The sequence below is a fragment of the Bacteroides acidifaciens genome (assembly GCF_903181435.1).
In the GTDB taxonomy this organism is placed as follows: Bacteria; Bacteroidota; Bacteroidia; order Bacteroidales; family Bacteroidaceae; genus Bacteroides.
The window spans coordinates 1,056,850-1,082,924 of sequence record NZ_CAEUHO010000004.1 but is presented as its reverse complement, the minus strand read 5'-3'; the positions used below and the strand labels follow the sequence as shown (position 1 = coordinate 1,082,924).

At 47.0% G+C, this 26,075-nt stretch carries 15 protein-coding genes; 1 reads left to right on the top strand and 14 read right to left on the bottom strand.

The genetic code is table 11. The annotated features are described in order from the left end of the window. Positions 1-33: 33 nt before the first annotated feature. The 13 genes from CLIN57ABFB40_RS16130 to CLIN57ABFB40_RS16070 all read right to left on the bottom strand — a co-directional run bounded on the left by CLIN57ABFB40_RS16130 (position 34) and on the right by CLIN57ABFB40_RS16070 (position 23,692). On the bottom strand, positions 34-2,415 hold the full coding sequence (locus CLIN57ABFB40_RS16130; protein WP_175631021.1) for a DUF2339 domain-containing protein: 2,382 nt from the start codon (positions 2,413-2,415) through the stop codon (positions 34-36). A 482-nt stretch (positions 2,416-2,897) separates the two neighbouring features. Then, positions 2,898-5,714: a M16 family metallopeptidase gene (locus CLIN57ABFB40_RS16125; RefSeq protein ID WP_175631020.1), complete on the bottom strand. Its 2,817-nt coding sequence runs from the start codon at positions 5,712-5,714 to the stop codon at positions 2,898-2,900. Positions 5,715-5,746: 32 nt separating this feature from the next. Next, positions 5,747-6,961: a TlpA disulfide reductase family protein gene (locus CLIN57ABFB40_RS16120; protein WP_175631019.1), complete on the bottom strand. Its 1,215-nt coding sequence runs from the start codon at positions 6,959-6,961 to the stop codon at positions 5,747-5,749. Between the two features lie 25 nt (positions 6,962-6,986). Continuing rightward, a complete protein-coding gene (locus CLIN57ABFB40_RS16115; protein WP_175631018.1) occupies positions 6,987-8,156 on the bottom strand; it encodes a TlpA disulfide reductase family protein in 1,170 nt (389 codons plus the stop codon). 51 nt (positions 8,157-8,207) lie between these two features. Next, positions 8,208-9,305, bottom strand: coding sequence for a TlpA disulfide reductase family protein (locus tag CLIN57ABFB40_RS16110; protein WP_175631017.1), 1,098 nt, complete (start codon positions 9,303-9,305; stop codon positions 8,208-8,210). A gap of 7 nt (positions 9,306-9,312) precedes the next feature. Continuing rightward, positions 9,313-10,293, bottom strand: coding sequence for a hypothetical protein (locus tag CLIN57ABFB40_RS16105; RefSeq protein ID WP_254871796.1), 981 nt, complete (start codon positions 10,291-10,293; stop codon positions 9,313-9,315). Positions 10,294-10,333: 40 nt separating this feature from the next. After that, complete coding sequence (locus CLIN57ABFB40_RS16100; protein WP_175631015.1) at positions 10,334-11,275, bottom strand: PorV/PorQ family protein; 942 nt, start codon at positions 11,273-11,275, stop codon at positions 10,334-10,336. Positions 11,276-11,279: 4 nt separating this feature from the next. Continuing rightward, the gene (locus CLIN57ABFB40_RS16095; protein ID WP_175631014.1) at positions 11,280-13,361 is read right to left on the bottom strand and encodes a S8 family serine peptidase; all 2,082 of its coding nucleotides are present in this window, start codon (positions 13,359-13,361) and stop codon (positions 11,280-11,282) included. Positions 13,362-13,384: 23 nt separating this feature from the next. Continuing rightward, positions 13,385-14,944, bottom strand: coding sequence for a PKD-like family lipoprotein (locus CLIN57ABFB40_RS16090; protein WP_175631013.1), 1,560 nt, complete (start codon positions 14,942-14,944; stop codon positions 13,385-13,387). 14 nt (positions 14,945-14,958) lie between these two features. Next, a complete protein-coding gene (locus tag CLIN57ABFB40_RS16085; protein ID WP_175631012.1) occupies positions 14,959-16,863 on the bottom strand; it encodes a hypothetical protein in 1,905 nt (634 codons plus the stop codon). A gap of 27 nt (positions 16,864-16,890) precedes the next feature. Further along, positions 16,891-18,321 (bottom strand): RagB/SusD family nutrient uptake outer membrane protein, encoded by a 1,431-nt coding sequence (locus CLIN57ABFB40_RS16080; RefSeq protein ID WP_254871795.1) that lies wholly within the window; start codon positions 18,319-18,321, stop codon positions 16,891-16,893. A gap of 14 nt (positions 18,322-18,335) precedes the next feature. Next, positions 18,336-21,698: a SusC/RagA family TonB-linked outer membrane protein gene (locus CLIN57ABFB40_RS16075; protein ID WP_175631011.1), complete on the bottom strand. Its 3,363-nt coding sequence runs from the start codon at positions 21,696-21,698 to the stop codon at positions 18,336-18,338. A gap of 608 nt (positions 21,699-22,306) precedes the next feature. Further along, positions 22,307-23,692, bottom strand: a complete 1,386-nt coding sequence (locus CLIN57ABFB40_RS16070) for a DUF3874 domain-containing protein (protein ID WP_175631010.1) — start codon at positions 23,690-23,692, stop codon at positions 22,307-22,309. Between the two features lie 329 nt (positions 23,693-24,021). Between CLIN57ABFB40_RS16070 and CLIN57ABFB40_RS16065 the strand changes: the two genes are divergently transcribed. Continuing rightward, positions 24,022-24,660 carry an HU family DNA-binding protein gene (locus tag CLIN57ABFB40_RS16065; RefSeq protein WP_175631009.1) on the top strand — a complete coding sequence of 213 codons (639 nt, stop codon included), beginning with the start codon at positions 24,022-24,024 and terminating at the stop codon, positions 24,658-24,660. A gap of 196 nt (positions 24,661-24,856) precedes the next feature. Here the strand turns inward: CLIN57ABFB40_RS16065 and CLIN57ABFB40_RS16060 are convergent, their stop codons facing one another. After that, positions 24,857-26,044, bottom strand: coding sequence for an OmpA family protein (locus CLIN57ABFB40_RS16060; protein ID WP_175631008.1), 1,188 nt, complete (start codon positions 26,042-26,044; stop codon positions 24,857-24,859). Positions 26,045-26,075: the final 31 nt, after the last annotated feature.

Genomic DNA, 26,075 nt, shown 5'->3' with positions numbered 1-26,075 from the left:
AGGCAGCCTTTCTTATCGGATATTTTCAAAGATTTAGTTTGTTTCTTCCTCGTCATTCTTGAACAACACATCCTTTAGTTTCTGATAAAGGAACGAAAGAATCAGCAATATCAATCCCAGAATGATAAATACGATAATCTTGCCAATAGTCGGCATTGCCCATAAATCGTCTAATACGAGTTTGAGCAGGACTATTCCGAAAATCGCAAGGCTTACCATACGCATCGCTTTCTGATGCAGGCGCATCCCTAACCCCATCTGGACGAATCCGGCAATACTTAATGAAAGTGATAGCCCGGCACTGAAATCGTCTACACCTACTTGCCAAAGGAAAGAGCGTACCATTGTCAGCCAAAGGAGCGTGGCAAGAACATTCAGATATACGGTGAAGCGCGATTTTATGCCGATTGATGTATAGTACAGACGTGCCACGTAATATATGTTTGCTATCACGAAGGCGACCGTCAGCCATCGCAACATGACAGGAGTGAAAGCCATATTCTCCCATTGGTCACACCATATATTCAGAATATATACAAGCGTATTCATTCCGATAGCCAATGTATAGGAAGTGAGGTGCTTTGTTATCGGGAATCGTTTTCTGAAAGCATAGCAAATGCCCGAAATGGATACGGCGGTAAACAAGAACATCGCTCCGCTTCTCGTTGCCCCTTCAAAATACAGATTGAATTCCATCATAAATGTATAATAAAGTATGATTACGGAGAGTATAAGCATCAAAGGATTCCAGAAACTGTATTTCAACCGGCGTGCCGTAGAGAAGAATGAATGATAATATTCCATTAATAAAGCGAATGTTCCTGTAGCTAATCCCACAAACAAAGAGGTGGCAAATGAACTATTCAGAAAAATTGTATCCAAGGATTGATGTTCAAACATCACACTATACACATCCATCAAGTAAGAAACGAAAGTGAGTCCTACCAAGACTTTAGCCGCATACTCATATACCCTGATTTTCGACTTAACATAAAGCCACAACAGCAATACCATTTCCGATGCCCAAAGCAAGGTAACATAGTTTCCTTCCAGTTGAATCGGGACAGTGATGGAGACAAATGTCAGCACAAGCCCCAATGTGGTATGCACGAGGAATTTATATTCTTTCCTATTCTTCCACAACCAAAGCACCAGCCCCAGATTAACGAGTGCGATAAACAGGCTCAACAGACCGCTCGCCTTAAAAGACAGTCCTATGTTCTTTAGGAAAAGAATTCCCGAAAGCAGATAGACAAAATTATTAGTGATGATGACAAATACCAGTCCGCGGCTCATTGCCTGTATCTTCTCTCCACGAAGAATGGAAAACACAGGAAGCAAAAAGATAAAATAGAACAGGGTGGCAAACATCAACAAATGTCCCGAAATGACCGTAGAGCGGGAAGAATAGCTCAACAATAAGAAACTAGCCATTATCAAACAAGTAAAGACAAAAGAGATTATCGGAAGCTCGCTCCACTTTTTGTAGATGGAAAGCCCGAACATACCCAAATTCAATATACTCACATAAGTAAACAGAACTTGATAACTTCCTTCACCGCTACTCACAATGAAAGGTGCTAAAAATCCGCCTACAAGTGCAATAATAGCCAGCTCACGCCTGTCATATATCACAGAAAGAACAGACATAAATATAGTAGTGGCTATCAGAATGATAAACGCCACAGTCTGCGAGAAGATATGATAATAATGGAATGCGATAGCAACCGTGAGATAGAACACGGCGAAAGCCCCACCAGCAAGCAACGAACTGAATGTACGATATTTCTTCTGCAACCGCTCAGCAACAATCAGCAATGCCGCCCCGGTCAGGAAACCAAGCACGGTACGGAAAGTCTCATTAATCCAGTTCTTGTCAATGGCGTACTTCACAAAGAAGCCCACCCCTATCACAAATATGAGAATACCAATCTTTCCAAACAGGTTTTCGCCGATAAACTTCTCGTAATTAATTTGTTTTTTGGGTGGTTTCGGAGTAACCGGTGCCACACGAATCGGTTCCGGAGACATTGCAGACTCTTCCCGAACGGTATCCATAACTGGGATACTTTCAATAATTTCTTCCTGAACAGATTCTTGAACAGATTCCGGAGCGTCTTGCAATTTATCAGCAACCACAGCCTCAACCATTGTACTTGGTTCTTGAACAACCAACTCTTCTTCAACCAATTTTTCTTTTGACAGGACTTCTGCTACTACTTTTTCAGGCGTCTCCTCACTTGATTCCACATCACCAGCAGCCATTTTCGCCTGCCCCTTCAGAAGAGCGTCCATCTGCTTTTTTATTACATCAAGCTCTTTCTCTACCTTCGTAAACCGACCATCAAACCGGCATAGCAAAACAATAAGTATCACTATACCGAGTAACGGATATACACTATTCAAATCGCCCATAGTATTTTGTATTTAATTCAATATCACAAATATAGGAAATATAACTGAACGATACGATTATTTCGGTAAAGAAAGAATCAAGACTGGAAAAATCAATAGATAAAAAAGTTCTTTCTATCTTTCCTCTAAAGAAAAAACATTTTCTTTATTTTGTCGGTGTAGAAATCTCGAGGTTTTATATAATTTTATATATAAATAAACAAGTCGAAGTTAGCGCTTATTCAGCGCTAACTTCGACCTATCAACCTACTATATATTTTATTAATAATGAGGATTTTGTATCATATTAGAATTTAAACTAACGTCAGTTCGATATAAGCCTGTACTTTTCGATGCTCCTCCTTAAGGAAGGTTGCTCTCCTCCGATAACGGGGGAATCGGAAGGGAGTTGGAGTTACTAACGACTTTTTAGACAGCCTCTTTTTTTTTAGAATGTTGCCCTAAATTCGTATCTTCATATTATTTCCATATCGCTGTATCTTTCACTTTGACTTGAATGTCAAATCTACCACATAAGACTTTTTAAACATCTTCTTGGCGAACTTATGTATATCGGCAGGCGTCAACCGCTCCAATATCTTGTCAAAATTTTCGGGAGCGGTGATGTCGATGCCTTCCGTATAATAAGCGGCAAGAGCAGCCATCCAGTAGGCGTCAGAGTTTCTCGACTGTTCGTCGTTTTTCCGCAGATTGGCAACCACCTTTGCAAACTCATCCTGCCCAGGTGCCTCTTCGGCAAGACGTTCCGTTTCGGCGTGTACCAACGACTTCAAATGGGCTTCCCGCTCAGGCGCACAGTCGAATATCATGGTAAAAGAGTAACGCGATTCGGGAAGACGGGACGAAGTAGCATTGATATTGATTCCATATGTGCCTCCCTCCTTCTCGCGGATGTTTTCCGTATAGCGCAACTGCAAGATGCCGCGCAACAGGCTTTGGCAAATGTTATGGTAAGGTGTATTTTCCAACTTCGTTGAAAAATTGGTGACAACAGTGGCTTTCGGGGTCTCCCAGTTGAGCCGGATGTTTTTCACTACCTTCCCCTTTGCCGGCAATTCGCGGTGCAGAGTACGCTTCTCTTTGCGGTGCTCGGAGCGCAAAGAACCGATGTATTTCTCCACCATCTGACGGGCGTTTTCCTCCTTCAGATTACCCATGATAAAGAATACGAAATCGCTGGCGTCCTTGATACGGTCGGAATAGACATATTTCAATCTTTCCAACGTAATCTTATCCAAGTATGCTTTATTGAAAGCCGGGAAACGGGGACTGTAATTGTGCAAAATCTGTTGGAGCGAATCCCGCATCACCGTCTGCGGCTGTCCGGCATACTGCTGCAACGCTGCATAGTTGCGCTGCATCAGCGTGGCAAACAATGCTTCGTCGAACCGGGGTTTCTCGAAACGTAGGTAAATCAACTGCATGAGCGTCTCGAAATCTTCCGCGACAGAGGAGCCGCCTATCGCCTCATCCCATGGAGTGATGTTCACTTTGCATCCCACCCGCTTACCGGTCAACAGTGTCCGCAGTTCGTCGGGCGTAAAGTCGCCCACGCCGAACGAAGATACCATCGTTGCGGCATTCTCGGCTGCGGGAAGCAAGTCGATATCCTCGTAGACAGAGGTTCCGCCGTTGCTATAGGAGGAAACAAGGATTTTATTGCTCGCACTATGGCGGAACACCACGCGGGCACCATTCTGTAAAGTCCACTCTACGGCGCCAAAACGCTCCAGGGGACGCACCTTCACAATCTGTCCGCCCTGCAGCTCTGCATCATCCAGCAGTTTGCGCTGAACGCCCGAAGGGGTATTCACCGCATAAGGACGAATCTGACTGGAGTGCTCCACGCGCTCCATGATAGCCGTCATATCCTCGCGCGACAAATGTTTCTCTTTGGCTGAGCCCACTACCAGCAATGTCCGGTTTATCGGGCTGTTCCACTTCTTCGCCCTGTCAGAAACCTCCTCTACCCTAATGTCGGCAACAAGGCGTTTCACCCAACGGTAATAGTCGGAGGGACTGAGCAGCGGTCGTCCTTCCAGAAAATGTCCCTGTATCTCTTGCGCATAACGGCTGTTTGCCTTACCCCGCCTGCGACCGTTCTCCAGTGCCGTGAGCATATCTTTCTTGGCGCGCTCCAGTTCTTCGGGCGTGAAGCCGTAGCGTTTCACCCGTTCATTCTCGGTCATTGCCGCTTCCCATGCTGCGGCTTCCTGTCCGGGACGGGGAGATACATTGACATTGTATGCACAATATCCGCGTACCAAATCTCCGTAGGCAATCTCCGCATGACGGAACGGAGCGTCCGGACGACGTGCCAATTCCGCAATGCGCGTCCGCATCATCGAATTAAAGAACGAGATAATCAGACTCTCGCGCAGATAAGCCACGCGATTGCGTTCGCACGCCGGGGTGTCGTTCAGCCGGATGGACAGCCCCAACGAAGAGCGGGCGGCTTCCTTGTCCGTTGCCAGCACGTAGCGGGGCGTATCGTTGTCGGGTATCGAAAAGAACGGACGCGGCTCCGGATTCTTCACAGCGGGAATGGCGGCAAAGAGCGTCTTCACCTTTTCTTCCATCCGGCGCGCATCGAAATCGCCCACAATGGCAATCGCTTCCAAATCGGTGCGATACCATCGGTGATAGAAGTCGCGCAACGACTGTGGAGCAAAGTGCTGAATGACGTCCAACGTTCCGATGACATCCCTGTCGGCATACCGTGAGCCTTGATAGAGCACCTGGTTTGTCTTTTCCTGCATCCGCACCGCCGACGTTCGGCGGGTGCGCCACTCTTCGACAATCACCTTGCGTTCTGCGTCAATCTCTTTCTCTTCCAACGACAGGTAGTAAGACCAGTCGTGCAGTATCAACAGGCAGGTGTCCAGCAAAGATTCGCTTTGCGTAGGCACGTCAGTGAGTTGGTAAACTGTCTCGTTGTGCGACGTATAGGCGTTGATATTGCTCCCGAACGCCACACCGTGTTTCTCCAGTCCCGAGATAATACCTTTACCGGGAAAATGCTTCGTTCCCTGAAAAGCCATATGCTCCAGGAAATGCGCCAATCCGTTCTGCTCATCCGTCTCCAACAGCGAACCGGCATTGCGAATCAGGTAGAAGCCTGCACGGCGGGGCTGGTCGCCGTTGTGGCGGATATAATAGGTAATCCCGTTAGGCAGCCTGCCTATGAGCACCGCCGAGTCGACAGGCAGCGTCTCTTGCCCGCCAACCACCGCCGACTGTGCGCGTGCAGCGGTCAGTGAGGCCAAACAAATACATATGTATGCGATTATTTTCTTCATGAAATTGTCTTTTGGGGTGTGCACGAAGATGCTTATTTCTTCTCCTCTTCCTTGCCGTCACCTTCGCCGAAAGCGGGGGCACCTGCTAAAATCTGCTTCACGCGGCTTACCATTTCCTCGCCGCGCAGGGAGAAGGAAATGACTCTTCCTTCGGGGTCGATCAGGATGGTCTTGGGCACTGCCGTCACTCCCAGCATACGGGCGGCGGGCGAACTCCATCCCAAGAGGTCGGAAGCGTGCGTCCACTCCTCCTTGTCCATCTGATGCGTGCGGATGGCGTTCTTCCAGTCCTTCTCCTTGTTGTCCAAAGAGAAGCTGACAATCACAAAGCGGTCTCGGTCGGCCTGTGTTTCATTGTACAACTGTATGAGGTAGGGAATCTCCCGGCGGCAGGGGCCGCACCACGAAGCCCAAAAGTCCAGCAACACATATTTTCCTTTGAAATCTTCCAGCGTCTTGCGCCCGCCTTCAGCAAGAGGAAGCGTGATGTCGGGCAACTCGCCGCCTACTTTCAACTCCTGCGCACGCACTACGTTGCTGAACGAGCGGTAATACGGGTGCTTCTTCAACTTAGGCGACAAGGATTTCAGCATACGCTGCACATAGGCCTTGCTCAATGTCGGATAAACCTCTTTCTCCAGCATCAAAGGCACCAACGGCGAATCGTTGTGTTCGAGCAGAAAACGGAGTTGCGCTGCAGAAGCGGAAACCATTGCCGCCGCGCCGACACTTATCCACTCTTCCTGATTTTCGGGACGGCTCATCCATTGCTTGAACGACTCTCCATGTTTCTCCTGCCACACGTTCAAGGTGTCGGTCTGCTCCTTGATACAAAGCCGACGGATTTCCTTATACTGGTTGTACAGGTCGTTGGTCGGCGTTCCCTTTGCCATTCCTCCTGCGGGAAAAGCGGCATCCGGAATGCGCACTTCCACTGTGCCCGGCTCCACAAACAGTTGCACGTTGCCGTTGTCGAAACCAGTCAGAAAATAAAGCAATTCCGGCTCACCCTGTTTCAGAGAACGTGTAAAGGTGAAAGTACCGTTCACCGGCTTCACGGAATCGACATTAATCATGCGTTCGTACTCGTCCATCTGCGTCAGGTAAATCTTCTGTATCCGTTGCGGCGTATGGCGCAGCGAATCTTTCAGCATACGTCCTTTGATGACACACGTATTCTCTTGTGCCTGCACCCCGCCCATACAGGCTACCAGGCAGGCTGCGGCTATATAACACTTGCGTAACATTCTCTTGCTTCTTTTTATTCGTTTCTTATTCATACGTCTCCACTCCCTCAATAATTCGCTTCACCTTGTTGAGCATCTCTTCGCCACGCAGATTGAAAGCCACCACTTCTCCTTTCGGATTCAGCAGAACCGTGTGAGGCACTCCCTGCACGTTGAACAGCGACACAGCATCGGACGACCATCCTTTCAAGGTAGAAAAGTGAATCCAGTTCTTGTGTTTCAACTCATTCTTTTCGATGCTGTTCACCCAATCCCGTTCCTTGCTGTCGATAGAGTAGCTGAGTATCACAAATTTATCGTTTGCTTCCGAAGCTGTCATCGCCTGCTTCAAATAAGGAAATTCGCGACGGCACGGTCCGCACCACGAAGCCCAGATATCCAACAGTACATATTTTCCTTTATAGTCGGAAAGGGATATCTCCTTGCCTTCCGGCGTCACTCCTGCGATGTCAGGCGCGGGCGAACCTACCTTGAGGTTGCTTGCCTTGATTTTATTCTCCAGTTCACGATAGACGGGATGCTGTCTCAGTCGCGGAGAGACGGCACGCAGCAACATACGTTCGACCGTTTTCGGCTGGAACAGATGGTAGCTGTCGTGCTTGATGATAAACAAAGCCGCTTCGTTGTCGAGGTGATTGCGCAGGTATTCCAGCGCCACCACTTTCTGCATCACGGTGTTTATATTGAACACGGAACCCTGATAGTCCATCTGTTGCTCTAGATTGTTCTTCACCTCTTCGGGCAGCGAATTGAACAGATTGTTCATGCGGACTTTCGAATCCTGCACATCTTTTGCACGCACCGCATAGTAGCCGTTCATCACATCGTTGCAAGGCGTACCGCTTACCTTTGCCGACACGGGATAGTGGGCATCAAACGGCTGCACCGTGATGTTGCCCGGCTCGAGCAATAACTGCACGCTTCCGTTATCGAATCCGGAGAGATAGGCGGCCTCCACAAAGCGGGGAGCCTTGCCCTCGAAGCGGAAGGTCTTATTCTTTACAACGGCAGAATCCAGTCTGACTTCCTTGCCGTCGGACTGGCACGCCAGATAAATCATGCGGACCGCTTGCGGAGTGAAGCGCAACGAATCGCGTGTCATCTCACCAGTAATGACATACTTGCCGCCGTCTTGTGCCAGGCAACCGACACCTGCCAACATCCCAACGGCAACCGAAACTATTATTCTTCTCATATAAAAATGAATACTTTATCTGTTTTAATTAAAAAGCAACCGAAGAAACGGTTACTTTAAGTTATCTTCCAAGTATTTAGCCAGTTTTTCTCCTCTCAGATTGGTGGCGACAATGCGGTTTTCCTCGTTGAGAACAAAGATGGCGGGAACGGCGCTCACACTGTAAAGCCGTGCCACATCGCATTTCCATCCTTTCAATGAGGAGACGTTTATCCACGTCAGCCCGTCTTTGGCAATGGCATCCTTCCAACGTTCCGGCTTGTCGTCGAGCGAGACGCTGATAATCTCCAGCCCCTTGTCGTGATACTCCTCGTAAGCCTTTTTCAGAGCGGGATTGTTCAGGCGGCATGGTCCGCACCACGAAGCCCAGAAATCAAGAATCTTCACCTTTCCTGCCACCTTGCTCAGCGTCACTTCCTTGCCTTCCGGAGTACTCAGCGTAAAGTCGGGGGCAAGTCTCCCCTTCTCCGTCTGCTCCATCCGTTCATAACGCTCTTTCAAAATACGGCCACTGGGCGTCTGCCTGGCACCTTCGCCCAACGATTCGTACATCTTACGGCTCTGCTCGGCGCCCGCATCGCGCATCTGTGCATTTTCCAGATAAGTATGCGCCGTAATCAGGTCGTCGTGCTGTCCCAAAAAGTCGTAAGTCTCTTTTCTTGCCTGTTGCTCCAAAAGCTGAATCGAATCGTTCAGCGCACTGGCACTTCTGAATTTATTTTCAGCAACCAACGTCTGGTGTCTTTGCTTCATTGCGCTTATCTTCTGGCGCTGCTCGGTGGAATACTTCAAGTATCCCGTCCAGGCGTCCTGTAACTTGCCGCCCCGGATGTAGGCCTCCCGCCCATTGGTAAGCAAAGCAGTGTACGAGCCGCCCGGCTCTGCCATGAAGGGGAATCCTCCCGAATAGTTCTCTACAACGATATGTGCCACCACCGGTTCGTCACACTTACCCTCCAACACAAAATCGGGGGCTTGGAAAAGGGCAGTGCCCAGCGTATCCACCCGTTTTTCGGAAACCGGAGCCAGCATATACAGGCGCCCCGATTCCACTCCTTTAATCTGTCCTTTCACAGTCACATTGTTCTGTGCATATGACATATGTCCGCAACTTGCCAAAAGCAACGTTGCCATTAATGTATTTTTCATTCTCTATTTATTGCAAAAGTGTTTCTATAATACGTATATATTCCTTGTTCCGGTTGTATTTCTTCTTATACTCCTTCACTACATCATCTATGCGGTCGAGATTCTTTCCGCTACGGATAAAGTTGCAGATAATCGTATAAAGCACCACATCCCTTACATCGCCTGTATAGAATGCAGCATACGCGCGGTATCCCTCTTCGAAGGAAGCGGGGCGCGTATAGGTTGCGCCCGACTCGTGCGCCTTCTTCTCGTTGACGAAGAACATATAGCGCATCAGCATCCCGATATAATCCTGAGACAGCAAGGCGTTCTTGTCCGTGCGCAGGCTGTATCCGTCCATCACCGACCAGTAATCGCCGATTTCCTGTTTCTCAATCGGCAAACGGCGGGTTTCAGCATACATCACCGGATATTCCATAAACGAATTATATACGCTTCCTTCGATGTCTGCCAAGACATAGCTGCTCACTTCGGGACGAATCTCCTTGCCGGCTTTTTCCAACAACTTGCGGCTCTGCTCCAACAGCATCCGTGATGCTTCGAAACGTTCTTTCGGCTTCACATCTACGGCGATGCAGGCAAGAAGCTGCGATTTATAGCGCATGGTACGTTTCAACTGTTCGATGTCGCGCAGCAGGCGGTTTTGCGCCACCGCTTCTGCTGTTCCGCTGAACTCTACAGACTGCACCTGCTTGCCTTCGTAACGAAGGTTGACGTGCAGGCTGTCGCCCGGCATCAGCAAAACAGTTGTCCTGCCGTTGATGGCAAACGTCACCATCCGGTCTGTATCAAACGAGTAAATATGCTCCTCACCGGGATTGGTATGGAACTCCTGCCGGAGCAACGGGGTCTGGAAACAGTCAAAATAGACCATCTCTGCCCGATAACCGTAGATTTCGGCACTTAACACAGTTTTCTTAGCTTGCACTGTCTCCCATGCTACACTACACAACAGACAAACACATCCTATTAAAATTCTTCTTATCATATACATTAATCTATTCGTTATTTCTTGGTTCAGACTCAGTTCAGAAGGCTACCCCCAACGACACCTGCCATGTATTCTTTAGGAAGCTGTTTTTCTCAGGAATAATAAAGGCAAAGTCGGCACGTAGCATACTGTAATACACGCCGCAGCCGATGGTGCCGTAGCGTTGCATACGGTTGTTTTCTTCTCCATAGTGGTATCCGCCGCGTACGGAAAACAGCTTGAACGCCGTGTATTCCGCTCCGACGGCACTCTCCCAGCAACTGCCGGGCCATACGCGGTAGCCCACTTCGAGCGTGCCTTGCAGACGGTGGTTGTCGTTGAATGCATAGTCGACACCTCCTCCGGCATTCACTTTGGCAGGCTGCTTATACTTACCGTATCCGTAATCCATTTTCGTACCGAAGTTGGAAGCCTGCAAACCCAAGCTCCAACGGGCGTCGTCGTTGTTGCGCCAGGCCTGTTGGTAATAGACACCGAGGTCGAAAGCCACCCCGTTCGCCACCGCATTGTCAAAAAGAGCGGAACGTACGAAACGTGCCGTTGCACCTACGGACAGTCCTTCGGTGAGCTTGCGTGCATATCCCAAGTCAATGCTCCAGTCCTTGGGGGTATAGACCGCACCCGCGCGCTCCACTTCCGGACGGTTGATGTAGCGGAAACCCGCCTGGATTCCCTGCTTGTCGTCCAACTGGTAATGGCCTGCCAAAGCGTGCAGATTGCTGCCCGAAGCCAATTCGCGCATCCAGGGCGTAAAACTGTAGGCCACTTCCGCCTTCCGGTCCGAGAAAACATTCTTGGCAGCATTTCTCCAAATGGAGAATGCGTTTGCCGAAGAAGCCACCCCACTGTTACCCATTCCTACACCGCGCACATCGGGCGTCAGTTCGGGAAACAAAGCCGCTCCGTTATCACCCTGTCCAAAGGTAGCGGTTGCTCCGCACAAGAGCAACATCATCAAGCCATATCTTATATTTTTCATACTCTTACAGTTTTATGATATTCTTAGTAATCGTTTTATTGTTGCACGTCAGTTTCACGACATACATACCGCCGCTCAATCCGGAGATATCGACTTTGCCGGGAGAACTGAGCGAGATATTCGTCATTTGTTCGAGCACCAAGTTGCCGAGCGTGTCGTATATCCGTGCGGTCACCTTGCCACTGAAGGTGGCGCTTGCACCAATCGTCAGTTCGGTGTTCGTGTTTTCGATGCTTGCTTCCGTATGTACTTCGGGCAACAGGCGAACGGTGAAAGCGGTAGTGGTAGTCTGTACGTTGAGGTGCTCTTCTCCTCCTACTCCCTGGTCGGTCACGGAGAGAGAAACTTTGTATGAACCGGGCTGAATATCCTTGTTGCGCAGGGAAAGAATGAGTTTTCCATCTGCGAAAGTCTGCTTAAAGATACCGGCAGGGTCGTCCACCTCATAGGTGAGGCCGACTGTATCGGTTTCCTTGTCGCTCAGTTCAAACACGTAGTTCACCTCTTCGTCGTAGTAAAGCACTTTGTCGGTCTCTACATCCAGTCCTTCCGAAACCAGCTTGATAACAGGCGGCCAGTTCATGGCTCCCGTCAAAGCACCGTACGCATTGACACAACCTACGCCAATCATTCCTTCGTATTCGGGATTGTATTCTGCAATGGGAGTGACATTCTGCAACAGGCGATGTTTCACCTCTTCGGCAGTGAGTCCGCCTTCCTTGTCTTTCAAGTAAGAGACCACCAACGCTGCTACTCCCGCCACTACGGGCGAAGCCATAGAGGTGCCGACCATAGGTTTGAAATCGTTATTGTTCACCGTACTCCAGATTGCCCAAGTACTCCAATCGTATTCGGCAGGAACTTCATCACCACCACCGCCGGGAGCCGAGATAGACACCCACGAACCGTAATTGGAGAAACTACTTTTCTGAAAACGGGGATTTACACTGGCTACGGATATCACATGATTCAAAGAGGCGGGAATTACCGCATCCTTCTTCACGCCGTCGTTGGCAACAGCCGCAATCACCAAGCCACCTTTCATCGGGCCTACCTGATTGCCGTTTTCATCACAACCTGCATATTCCACAAAATAGTCGACAGCTTCCTGAAAAGCCTGTATGGTTGCTTGCCCTGTACCGACATGATAGCTGTTATTGCAAATCACCGCTCCCATATCCGCCGCATATTTAATGGCGGCAGGGCCGTAAGAAAAGTCGCAGGTCATGATGCGAACTCCCTGATTGTACATCGGATAACCACCACCAGCTATACCTGCAATACCATTAGGATTGAAATAATTATTGGTAACTGTAGATGCACCAATTATTCCCGCTACGTGTGTTCCATGACTTTTATCATCGCTGAGAATGGTATTGTTGTTTACTCCCAATCCATAGTAGTCGCCCACATAGCCGTTGCCATCGTTGTCTACATAGCCATCTTCATCCTCCTCGTCATTTCGCCACATACACTGATTCAATTCCATGTGTCTAAAATCGACAATCTGATCAATCACAGCCACAATTACATCCGAGCTTCCCGAAGTCAGTTCCCAAGCATCCAGAATCTTGATATCCGCACCTTCCATCATACCAATCTGACCTGTATTGTGCAAATACCACTGAGAACCGAAATAAGTATCCTTAGGCGGATTCACCGCAACAGGCACCACCTTGCCCACAGGCTCCACGCAAGCCACATTGTCTAATGCGGAAAAAGCATCCACAGCCTGTCCCACGTTGACGGCTTCGTCAAACTTCACTTTATACCACAGGTGCAATCCTGCTTTTCTGGTGCGCTTCTCATACTTTCCGGCAGGGAACAGGCGTTCCATCTGCCGCATCTTTATATTCGCGGCGGCGGCATCCAAATCTTTGTTGCCGGTTTCCACTTCACCGCTACGAGTAGCCACTACCTGCAAATCTTTGTCCAGTTGCTTGAACTTCACATAGACCTCTCCTTTCACAAGCCCTTCTTCGTTCATCCATGAAGACAAATCATCTTTGGGCACTTCTGGAGTGATGTAATCCTGACAAGCAGTCAACGCAAGCAACAGTAAGCTATATAATAATGTACGTTTCATAATCACACTAAATTTTATTCTTTTTAATTAGATGCTGTATTACGGAATGAGAAACAGAAGTCTTTGATGGCTCCGAACCCTGCAAATTTCTTCACGCTATCTTCCTTTAAGTCTCCGGCAATGGTAAGTTCAATCTGATGCAACTCCCATGTGCCGTCTTCTTTCTCTACAGCCATACCCAACATACGCATTTCGTGAGGGCGTCCTATGTTCTCATTCAAGATTCTGAATTTCATCTTTGAAATCGTACCTTCCGCATCATAAATCTCCACCGACTCTCCATTGCTGACATTGCAACGATAAAGTTTGCTTCCTGAAATGTAGAAGAATTGCTGCAGAAATGCATACGGTGCTGTGGCAAACTGAGAAACCGCATTGCCGCCCATCAACTGTCCGATAGCATCGCTGCGGGTCACTGCATACTCTTTATCATCATTCCGTCCTAAGTGATAAACGATGTAATCCTGCGTAGCCTTTTGACGGGCGATGGCGATACCCAATGAATTTTTACTCTCGTCTCCATCACCATACTCAGGTCCCATCCACACAATCTCCGTGTCATTAAGCCCTTCTACATACTGATAGATAAAATTCACTTCAGCCTTGCCACCTCTGATGTCTGCATATCCAAACGCCATTTCTTCATTGTCCCATATGGCAATCTGTCCCGGTTCGCCTAAATTATGACCAAGCACTCCCGTGCGATAAGGAGTCTTGTAAGGTTCAATCATCTCATAAATTTCACCATCATAGCAATAGTGCATTTGTCCGCGTTCATCCACAATGACGGTAGAAAGACACGCCACGCTTCCGTCGATACCATTCACCAGCGAAAGTTTGTTGGCCTCTACCACACTCGGCAACTTCATAGCGGTCATGGAGAGCGTACTGGGTTTTGTCCGCCAAACACCGTTTTTTGACATCAGTTGCAGAATTTCCGGATTTACGGCATTCTTGCGGTCTAACGTAGGAGAGTAAATCAAATGCGTTGCATCGCGGATTACTTTTATATCTTCCGACTTGGAAAGACCCAAATCGCCATATCCGTCAAAAGAGATGATGGAATTTACAGAATCGGGTTCTTCTATTACCGACAACTGTTGTACGCCTTCTTTTTCATTCAATACAAACCAACTGTTGATATAAGGTTGCGATGTATTGATACTCAAAGATTTGTAGAAGCTTACATTGGTAAGTTCATCGGTCACGCTAAACACTATGCTGTAAGAAGTCGCTGTATTGGCAGGAAACTCCAATTCCAATACTTTGTCTGTAGTAAAAACAGCCTTTTCGCCTGCTTTGGTCACTTTCCACTCATAAACGAGATTCTCCTCATTCTGAGCCATCGTCTGCGAAATGACAGGAGTATAGACAACTACTACATCAATAGGCGATTGCTTACAACGGCTGCTTCCCATTTCGTTAATCACAATTTCATTTCCTCCTTTGATGGCTGCCTTGATGGAGCATTCCACCTCATTAATTTCTTTATAGTCGTAGTTACCTTTATCATTGTAACATCCGGCAAGCCCTCCCGTCAGGAGGAGAGCTGCCAATAGCCATATCTGAATATTTTTTTTCATATCATTCAAGTTTATTAGTTACCGGGGAAAGTTGCCGGATATTCAAACGGTTCGGGGTTAGATGATGCATAACGATTCATAAATGTTCTGTAGTTTGCGTTATAAGCCTCTACCAATTTATTGTACACAGTTTCTCTGTTATAGAACGGCCAACCATTTCCCAAGACGCCTTCCTCCATATTACCATAACATTGCGGTAAAAGCATCATCCATGTAAACACTAATTTCGATTCAGAATACTCACCCAAATATTTATATTTATCCCAATAAGAAGGCTTAATCAGAGATGCGTCCAGTACCGGGAATACAATATCCTTATCTCCTCCCTGTTTCGCTTCATACCGGAATATGATATTCCATTGATTCCACACTGTCCATTGATTTGGAGTACCATAATACTGAGACATAACTCTCTTCACTAAATTTTCTTTTTTCTCGTTATATTCACCCAAAAACGACAGATTCCACCATGCAGGCAGTACTATCGGCAATTCAATCATGGTGTCCGGATGTGTTTTGTTGTAAGCTGCAATCGCATTTTTAATGTTTGGCATATAAGATGCAGAGAAACTTGCATTGGAAAGTTGAGGATTCTTTAACTGAGGAATCCCCTTCACCGGCTCCCAAGAAGTATCTCTGTTATATTCAAACAGTGCCTTTACAATCACATCTCTTTTGATTGAAGAAAATTCGCCAAACAATTCCTGACGCATTTCCCACCATTCGGGCACCAAATTATCTTCGGGGAACGATAAGCCCAACGGAGCACCGGGATGAGCCGTATTATAAGCATCTATATTCAAACGTATTACGGAAGGCACATATTCCCATGCATCTTCGGGCACATTGTTCAACTTGCAAGTTTCAAAAATTGTTCTTGTCACAAACTCCTGCTTATCAATAGCCCATTCGCCCAAAGCCTGATTGTTCCACCATCCGGCACGACTTTGATTGACCGGAAACTCATAGCCAGCATCCGCCGCCACTTTTTCGCGGAAAATAAGGTTCCAATAGACAAGTTTATCGTTTTCCAACAACTCTTCCTCGCCCATGACGCTCCGTATGAAGTCAAACTTCTCGCGGGAATAAGCTCCCAATATATTTGTTTCGACATCTCCTGTCCACCACACTGTCTTAGGCATATCGGGAATTTCAGTGGCAAAGCGTGCCGCCATTTCCGGATGCTCTTTCAGATAAGCAACCAACTCCTGGTTGTATTTATCGGTCTTGTTCCACATATAGTCGTTGCTACGCACAAACGGAAGTTGTGAATAGGTCAGCATAAACGCATACTTCTCCTCATCGAAAACTCCCAACCACTCTTCGCGTGCATCCCAGTCATCGGGTTTCTCATATACGTCTTTCAATGTTACTTCGAGCACGTTTTGTTCCGTCACACCTTCCTGGAAGAAGGGGTTATCTTCCGTATCAATCGTAATACCGAAGCGATAAGTACCGCGCATAAATTCGCCCCGTTCGTTCTTCGGGCGCACAATGGTGAACTTGATGGTATCCCTCACCTGTTCGGGAGCCACGCTATAGTAAGGCTCGAAGATTACTTCGGGAACAAAGTCGCTCTCTTCATCTTCCAGTTTTATCGCTTTCAGCTTATAAGGACGCTCGTCGGGAGAAGGGAATCCCTGTATCTGCATATAGATTTTCTCGTATGTGTATGTCTCCAGATTGTCACCGTAGTAATAGGTTTCTTCGCGTTCGTCGCCCTTTTTCCTCTCCCGATAGGTGGCGGTAGCGAAATTGAAAATACGCTCCAAATCCGAAGCATCACCCGGAACCAGTTTACTGTCTTCACCCGTGTAGAATTGCAGGCCATCCTTTTCCAGACTGTAACGAATCAAATCGTCTTCTCCGCAAGCGGTAAGCAGTCCTGCCAATAAAAATAGATATATATTTTTTCTCATTGCTTATTCATTTTAATGAAACCAAAATCATTCCTGTGCTCCCACTCCGTATTCTATCTCGTCGTCCGGCGTAGGCAACACGTAGTATTTTGTCATAGACGGTACCGTGGTGGGACAACGCCAAAAGGTATGGTAGTTGTTACGTTTCAGGAAATAGAACCACTGTCCCTCTGCGAAGAATTCTTTCTGATACTCTTCGTTCAACGCATCCCGGCGGGCCTGTTCGTTGTAGGCGCTATTGGCTACCAGATTGTTGGAACGCGAGATTCCGCGTGCGTTGCGCACCTGATTGATGTAAGTGACACTCTCTTCAAGACTGACACTTTCGGCCAGGATGTAATACATTTCCGACAAACGAATCAAAGGAATCTTCTCTTTATATTCCACTTCGCGTCCCAGATACTTGCGGCACATTCTTCCGTTTTCTCCATGTATGAATCCGTATCCGTTTTTGTAACGGATGTCATTAATACCTATGTTCTGCTTGTTGAATACCTGTTCGCAGTTTTCGTTGGATATATAAAGTTCGTTGGCATATCTGGTCAGTTCCGCCCAGTCGTTCTTTACTTTCGTCTCCATATCGTCACGTCCCAATCCGAAAATCGTCTCTTCGTAAAGAGAAACATCTTTGGTATTGTCCATTGCAAGCGTAAAGCCGCATCCGTCAATCACTTCCTTAGCCTTCAACGCAGCATTGGCTTTGTCGCCAATCCATAAATAGACACGTGCCATCAAGGCTTTCACCGCCATCTTGTTCATGCGGTGCTTGCGGTATCCCAAGAATACATCGTCGAGGTTGTTCTGATAGTAGAGGTTGTCGTCTTTCAACAGTTCTTCCGCTTCCTCCAAATCGTGCAGAATGTTCTGGGCAATGCGGCTGGCAGGCAACAACGACTTTGCTTCGTCGTTAAACTCCGTACGCCAGGGCAGACACGCCATTTCCGGGTCTTCGCTATAGATAGGACCGTAGAGACGGAGCAGGTCGAAGTAATGAAACGCACGAAGTCCTAAGGCTTCCCCTTTCATCAGTGTCCAGTATCCGTCGGTGGTGACGATGTTCCTGCCTCCGTTTTCAAGGTTTTGCAGCAGGTTGTTGATGTTGCCGATGGTACAGAAGAGGTTTACCCACAGACCGTTCACCATATTCTTGGCACTTTCGTTGTTCTTATAATCATAGCGCTGTGCGCGTTGTTCTTCGGTAGGGATGTTGCTTCCGTAGTTGTCGTACCGTTGCACCAAGAATTCCACCGAACCGTATGTCATGCTCTTACCGTATGTTTCGTCCAGCGTCATACGTGCGTAGATACCTATAAGGGCACTCTTGTAACCAAGTTCGCTATTGAACAGTTTATCGCTCTCCACCTGGTCTTTCGGGGTCACATTCACCCAGTCGGCACAACCGGCAAAGCCGGCAGCAAAGAGTACCATACTTATCCCTATAATTATATTCTTTATCATATTTTCTCCCTCGATTAGTTAAACAATAAAGACACAGACAGGTTGAAACTTCTTGCATAGGGGTAATCCAGCCCTCGCTCCTGTTTCACTGTAGAAAAATGGAAAATATCCTGCATGGAAGCCGTGAGCGACATACTCGCCACGCGGCAAGTTTTCAGGAATTTGATTTGTTTCGGGTCCAGACGATACCCCACAGAGATGGAGTTCAACGCAAATTCATTGTATTTCTGCAAGAAACGTGTGCTGGACGGGGTGTTCTGGCTATACAGTCCCATTCCTTTATACTTGGCATAACGGTTTGTCGTGCTCCAACGGTCGGGTCCACCCGCACGGCGGTCTACGTTGTTGGATATTTCGGCATTCTCGATTTTATTAATCAATGTCTCGTTCACGCGGTCGGCTCCCAACTGATAGGTGAAAGCCAATCCGGCTGTCAGTTGTTTCCAGGTGAGCGAAGAACTGATGGCACCGCGAATCTTCGGTTCCGTATCTCCTACGGCAATCTTGTCTTTGGGATCCCACACAAAGGTTTTCTCTCCGTCGCGTGTGAGGAACAACTCCTTGCCCGTGGCAGGGTCGATACCCAACGAAGGAACCAACTTAATCACGGAAGTAGACTGTCCTTCTTCATAGACGGGCGGTGTGCCGTTGCGTTCGCTCAGGTTTTTCTCGTTCATCTTCTTCAGTTCGTTGGATAGCTTCTTGATAACGTTGCGGTTATGGGCAGCATTGATACCTACCGACCACTGAATCTGACGCTTGTAATCATTAATCAGCAGACTGCTCAGAGAAAACTCTACACCTTCATTCAACACGGCACCCACGTTGCGGGTAACGGAAGCAAAACCGGTAGAAGGCTGTACGTTGTTCTCCAGCAACATCGCGTCCGTATAATTATGGTAGTAAGAACCTGTAAAGTTCAGCCTGCCGTTCCACAAGCCCAATTCCGCACTCGCTGTCTTGCTGGTGGTTTTCGACCATCCCAACGAAGGATTGCCCAATCCCATAAGCTGCGCTCCCAACGTATCGCCGGAGGGATAAGGGAACATCAGGTCGGAGTAGGAATAAGTCTCTTTTGCCTGATAGGGCGAGTAGCTTTGCGAACCGGTGGTACCGATATTGACATAGAGTGCCAAGTTGGAAACGGGTGTGCCTTTCAGCCATTTCTCTTCGTGCATATTCCAACGCAAACCGGTAGACCAGAAAGGTGCCATTCCCGTATCGTTACCAAACTGTGAGGAAAGGTCGCCGTGCACATTCACGTCTACGGAGAAACGCTGGTCGTACATATAGTTGAGCGAACCGAGTACGCCCACACTACGCTGTGTACTCTCGCTGCCGGATACGCGGTCTTCCATCTTATGCGCATACAAGAAGTCGGTCATGTTGTCGTTGGGGAATCCTTTTGCCGAGAGAACTACACCGTCGCTCACACGGTTGGATACATTCCAGCGCGCACTGACAAACAGTCCGTGCTTGTTGCGAACGAGGTTGTAGTTGATAGAAGCATTGGCGTCCCAACTGGTGGATTCGCCGAGGTTACGTTCATAGGAACCGCGCTTGGTGATGTCCTCTTCCTTAGCAAACATGGTATGGTTGGCAGAACGGAACTGCTCGTTACGGCCGTTTGAACGGGTAAAGGAGAGTTGTCCCTGCACACGCAGGTTCTCCAACAGGAAATATTCCAAAGAGAAATTGTCAATCACGCTAAAGTTACGGTTCATGTCCTTGTACGGGAACTGTGTATCGTAGAGCGGATTCGTAATCACCTGCTGCGCGCTGCCCGAAGGCATAGGCTTCGTCTCGATGATGCGTTGGTATTTACCGTTTTCGTCGGTCAGGCGATAATAAGGATTCATCTTGCTGTAGGCTGAGAAAGCCCCGTAAGGAGAGTTGTTTCCTTCGGTGTTTTCGACAGAAAGAGAATTACTGATATTCAAGTTCTTATAGCGGTATTGCAGATTGAACGACAATCCCATATTCTCGCGGCCGGAGGCCTTCATTACACCGAACTCATTGCCATAGTTCACTCCCAAGCTATAGCGAATCGCTTCATCGCCGCCTTCCAGATGCAGCGTGTGGCGATGTGTCACTGCCGTACGAAGCGGCTGCGACAACCAATATGTATCTACTCCGCGCAAAATTTCTTTTTTCTTTTCATTGTAATAGTTCATCAGGCTCACCGAATTGAAGAGTCCGGCAGCACGTTCATACTCCAATTTTTCCGAAGCATTCATCAAATCATAGTCCGAAAGGTCAGGCACGGAAATACCGATATTGGCACTATAGCTGATGTTCAGTTTTCCAGGAGCGGGTTTCTTCGTTTCAAACACGATAACGCCGTTGGAGGCCTTTGAGCCGTAGAGGGTAGTACCCGCCGCATCTTTCAGAATCGTAATGGATTCGATACGCTCGGGGTCGATGTCTACGATACGTTGCAACGAAGTCTCGAAACCGTCGAGGATAAAAAGCGGCATATTGGGACGATTGGAATAGTCGCCCATCATCATATTGAAAGAACTGGCGCTGCTGGAGCCCAACTGCACGTCACCACGCAAATTAAACTCAGGCAAGCGGTTCGGGTCGGAGCCATACTGGTTTTGGTCTACGATGCGAAAGCTGGGGTCGAAGACCTGAAGTGCTTCCAACAGGTTATTGGGATTTATGCGTTTCAAATCTTCCGCCTTCACTGTCACATAACGTCCGGTAAATCCTGCCGCCTTACGGGGAGCCATACCGGTCACCACAACACCTTCTATCTCGTTCGCCATCGGTGTCAGTTTCACTTTCAGTTTGCTCAAGTCACGGTTGGCAAGCCGCACTTCCTCCTGCTGGTAACCCACATAGGAGAACAGTAAGGCAGTGGCACTGCCCGGAAGCATCTCGATGTGGAACTGTCCGTCCATATTGGTAGTCACCCCCACGCCCTTCTGCTCTTTCAGCACAATACTGGCACCGGCAAGAGGCTCGCCAGTCTGGGCATCGATTACTACACCTGACACTTTTTGCATATTCTTCTGTTGCTTCACAGCTTTACGCAACACAATTGTGCGGTTAGGCTGGTAAGCTACACTGACAGGATGTTCTGCAAAAATAACAGAAATCACCCCCCTCAGTTCCATATCTTTCACATCAATCGTCACATTCTTAAGAAAATCCAATTCCGAATGATTGTAAAAGAAGCGTACATTAGCAAGGCTTCCTACTTTATTAAGCACTTGCTCCACAGCTTCATTCGTTGCCTTAACAGTGATTCTTGTTGTCTGATAATCCACTTGTTTTTGCGCATTAGCAACACTGCCTACGAAAAACAGCATCATTCCAAGCAGTAACAAAGAATAGCACCTCATGCCCTTTTTGTAGTTCTTTTTCTGCATAAGAAATAAATTTAATAATTAATCAATACTTGGGTTGTACACCAAAAGCTATCAAGTTTTTAACAGGGGAAAAATCGAAGTTCGGTAAGAATTCCGAGCCAAGCCGCATTTACCAGTTTATTAAAAAGAGTCTCTCTCTTTAATAAATAAACGTGAATAAAATAAATCCTTCACTCTTGGACTCACGTATAATGCAACTTTACAATTCATTCTATAAATATGTAGTTAATCTAACAATAAAGCTATATCTTCTCCAAATATCCGTCACATTAAAATAAAAACTATTTTTACGTGAACAATATTGATTTTGCAAATATAAATATAGATATTTTAACTACAACACAAATTAAGGGATATTTTTCAAAAAAATCATTTAAAACCTGTTTAAATTTTATTTAATTACAAATCATATTTTCTTTCTTGCAGTGGCTAGAAATACTGTCATATCGGATATTTACAATGTGCAAGATTTCGCTTTCAGCCTCTTCAGGCACTCTGAAACCTCTTATTCATCGGCATTCCGGCTGAAAGCGAACCGCAAAAGTAAAAAATATAGCTTTCAGCCGTTTCAGTTTTATGGAGATGCTTACCTTATGAAAACAAACCCATCAGCGGCGTATCACCGAATATACATTTCCATACTCCGTATGTTTCCGCCCCACTCCCATCTTCGTCAATACTTGTGCAAACTGATTCGGATTAAAACCTCGCAATGCGGCTGAATTCATTTTCTTCAATTCCTTATATATCTCCGCAGCAGACAACTGTAAGCATTCTTCTTCCGGCAAGGCTATGCGAAAACAGCAGTTAAAAACATCCTCAGCAGGGCAGGCATGATAAAAAGACACATTGTGCCGTTGCAGTTCGCGTTCCTGTTCTTTAGTGAACCAATAAGGAATTCCCTGTTCCAGTTCAGCTTTCAGTTGGGCAAAAAGTTGCTCATGTTCGATGCCCTCGCAATCAATAGGTTTTATTACTTCCACGCAAAGATAACGACGGCTCCCCGTTGGGTCAGTCAATAAATCATAGCGATTGGAAGTGCCTATAAATGAAGCGACACGCGGCAAGTCACGATAGTTTTTCTGATACGCCTTACAAATATGCAGGCTCGACATTTGCATCAGATTTTTCAATAGGGGCATCTTACCCGCAGCATATTTGTCAAATTCATCAAGATTGATCAATCCCATCTCCGACATAAGACGCTCCGCCTTCCCTTCCGAAGTCAGTTTGAGATTATCCATATAGTAATGTCGCAAAGCTGCGGGCATCAACGACTTGCAGAAAGTAGACTTCAACCGTCCCTGTTCCGAACTTACGAGAATGGGAGCTACACTATTGGCATGAATCCCTGTTTTTCCCGACCATTGGGCGGCAACTCCCAAAAGCCATGTATGAAAGCCGCGCACCCACAGAGGCAAGTCGGAAACGCGCAATGCCAACGGAGTGACGCGATCAATGCCATCCCAAACGGGCAATTCATCCATATAGAGCCGGAAAGGGTGGTATTCGGCAATACGGGTAGAGTAAATATAGCGACTCACGTCCTTGTCCCAGCAACTAATTCCCTTTGCATGAGCTTCCATGCAAAAGGTGTTCAAATCACGTTTGCCCACCGGTTGAAAAAGCCCGACTGCTTTACCCGTATCATCCAACGGTCGGAATTCCGTTTCTTCTGTCAGGAGATTATAACGGAAATCATACTGTGTACGCAAAAAATCATTCACCTGCTCCGTCAGGCAGGTAGAGCCGGTTTTCTTACTATCCGGTTTAGATAGTGGCAAATCCGGCAACCCCAATAATGCCGAAGCTTCCGGCTGTTCCACTGCTTCCGGCTGTATCTCTTCCGGGACAGGCAGTCTTCCCTCTACTTTTTTCGTTCCGTTCATTTTCTGCCCGTTCGTTTCCGTTTCTGCAAAAGCAGTCTCTTTTTTCATTCCCGTTCTCCACACCTTCATCAACATAGAGAACAATTTTGTTACTTTTTCCATCATATTTCGTTATTATTTTAATGTTTTCGTATGCCAAATATACAACCACCCGATAGCGGTTTGCAAGCCGATTGCAAGTTTGTCCTTAACTAATTGCATTTATGAAATAAAGCCTTTATTATTAGGTTAGCAAGCCTTTGTGTTGTATCTTTGCAATAAGAAATCGCAATAGCTAATTAAGGTTAGCTGATAAGCTAGCTATTGTTATCTTATACGCTAACCAATATTAGCGTATAAGCTGATTAAGATTAGCTTTTACATTTAAAGGAAGAACAATCCAAAGGAACTATAGGAAAAACAGAACAGAAGTACATCAATAAAAGAAAGGAACTATGGCTATATTATTTGACTGGTACGAGAATCCGGTATCACCGGACAAACCCAAGAAGAAAAGATTCCATCCGCGCATCATCGCCAACGGACAGGTAGATACGGATGAACTCAGAAGCAAAATCCAAGCGCGCTGCACACTGAACGAAGTAGACGTGACTGCCGTATTGGACGCTCTCTCGCAAGTAATGGGAGAAGAGTTGGGAGAAGGCAGGCAGGTGCATCTGAATGGCATCGGTTATTTCTACCCTACGTTGACCGCCACCGAGGAAATAGCCGCCGATACTCCCCGTAAGAATTCGAAAGTGAAATTGAAAGCAATACAATTCCGTTCGGACAAAAGGTTGAAACAATCTGTCGGAACTATAACAATAAAACAAATGAAGCGGGTCAGACATTCCGCCAAATTATCGGAAGTAGAGATAGATATGCGACTGAAAGAGTATTTCACCGACCATCAGATTATGCAACGTTCCGACTTTCAAGGTATCACAGGGATGGTACGCTCCACAGCTATGATTCATATCCGCCGGCTCCGCAAGGAAGGCAAGCTGCTGAATATCGGTATCGCCAACCAACCAATATATGTACCGGCTCCAGGATTTTATGGAAAATCCAGAGATTATCAACCTGTCAGATAAACTGAAACGGAATAAAATAATCAAGGAAGACAATCAAAACAACAAATATAAATTAAGCAATACGCTATCGCGAAGACGCTTACCGATATAAAAAAAGCGGCTGAAGGCGAAACCCTTTATTTCAGGGTTCGCTTTCAGCCGCTATCTCTTTCCAGCAAGCGATTACAGAGAATCGCTGAATGCTGAAATCACTTTATCACTTTGCAGTTTCTACCAGTACAACACGGTTCAGAATCGGCTGACCGAATTTATCGACGCCACCACCGGCAGCAACCTTCAAGTTATCAGCAGGAATTCCATACTTCTTAACCAGCAAGTCTTTAACAGCCTGTGCACGTTCCAAGCTCAATTTTTGATTGAATTCCGGACTGCCTGTTGCAGAGTCTGCATATCCGTTGATAGTATAGGTAGTGCCCGGGAATTCTTTAATCCGGCTGGCAAGGTAAGACAAGTTCATCTCTTCTTGCGGAGACAGTTTATCCGAACCAATCTTAAAGAATACGGTACGCGGAGCGATGTTAGGATCTGTGATGACTACTGCTTCAGCCTCTTCTACTTCGACCGGCTGTTGTGCATTGGCCAACTGCTGTTGCAACTGCATATTGGCGGCTGCCATCTCATTCATCTGGCTACGCATCTGATTCAATTCGAGTTCAGAGATAATCTGTGGCGTGGGACGTTGGAATCCGCGGGTCGGGAAATAATAAGTTATACCAAGCGTAGCACCGAGGATACCGTCATAATCACGTTTTCCACCATGTTCGCCGTCAAATTTACCTTCCAAACCTGTTGCACTCAATTCAATATTCAAGTCAACAGCATTCGACAGACGGAAACGGTTGATGATACCTGCGTTGAAAGTAGCGGCATCGGTGTGAGGACGTGAGTAAGAATGAGCCCAGCCGGCTCCGATATAAGGGATAATTTCATATACACGGTTCGGATTATATCCACCGAAAAGCGCGTTCAGGTTAATCATCAAATCACCGTGAAGGTTCATATAGTCCCATCTCTGTTTGTAAGAACCGTCTTCTCTCGGACCGCCGACTACATAATTAGCCGTTTCGTTCATAGTGAACCCCTTGGCTTGCAATCCGCTGTATTGCATACGCAATCCGAAGCCCGGAGTTAGCCATTTGCCGACAGACACATTGAATGTAGGAGCAACGCGGTCTTTGAACTTGCCAATATGGTCATTATTGCCATACAACACCTGGGCACCACCTCCTACAGAGAAGAACCAGTTGCTCCAGAACGGGTTGGTTATCACTTGATATTTATCTTGTACCTGAATCACTTCGTATTCAGTTACCGTCATAGTCTGCTGCGCAGAAGCGACAGACGCAACGCCGGCAAAAGCCAGCAACATCAGAATCTTTTTCATATACCTTAATAGTTAAGTGGTTATTTAAATC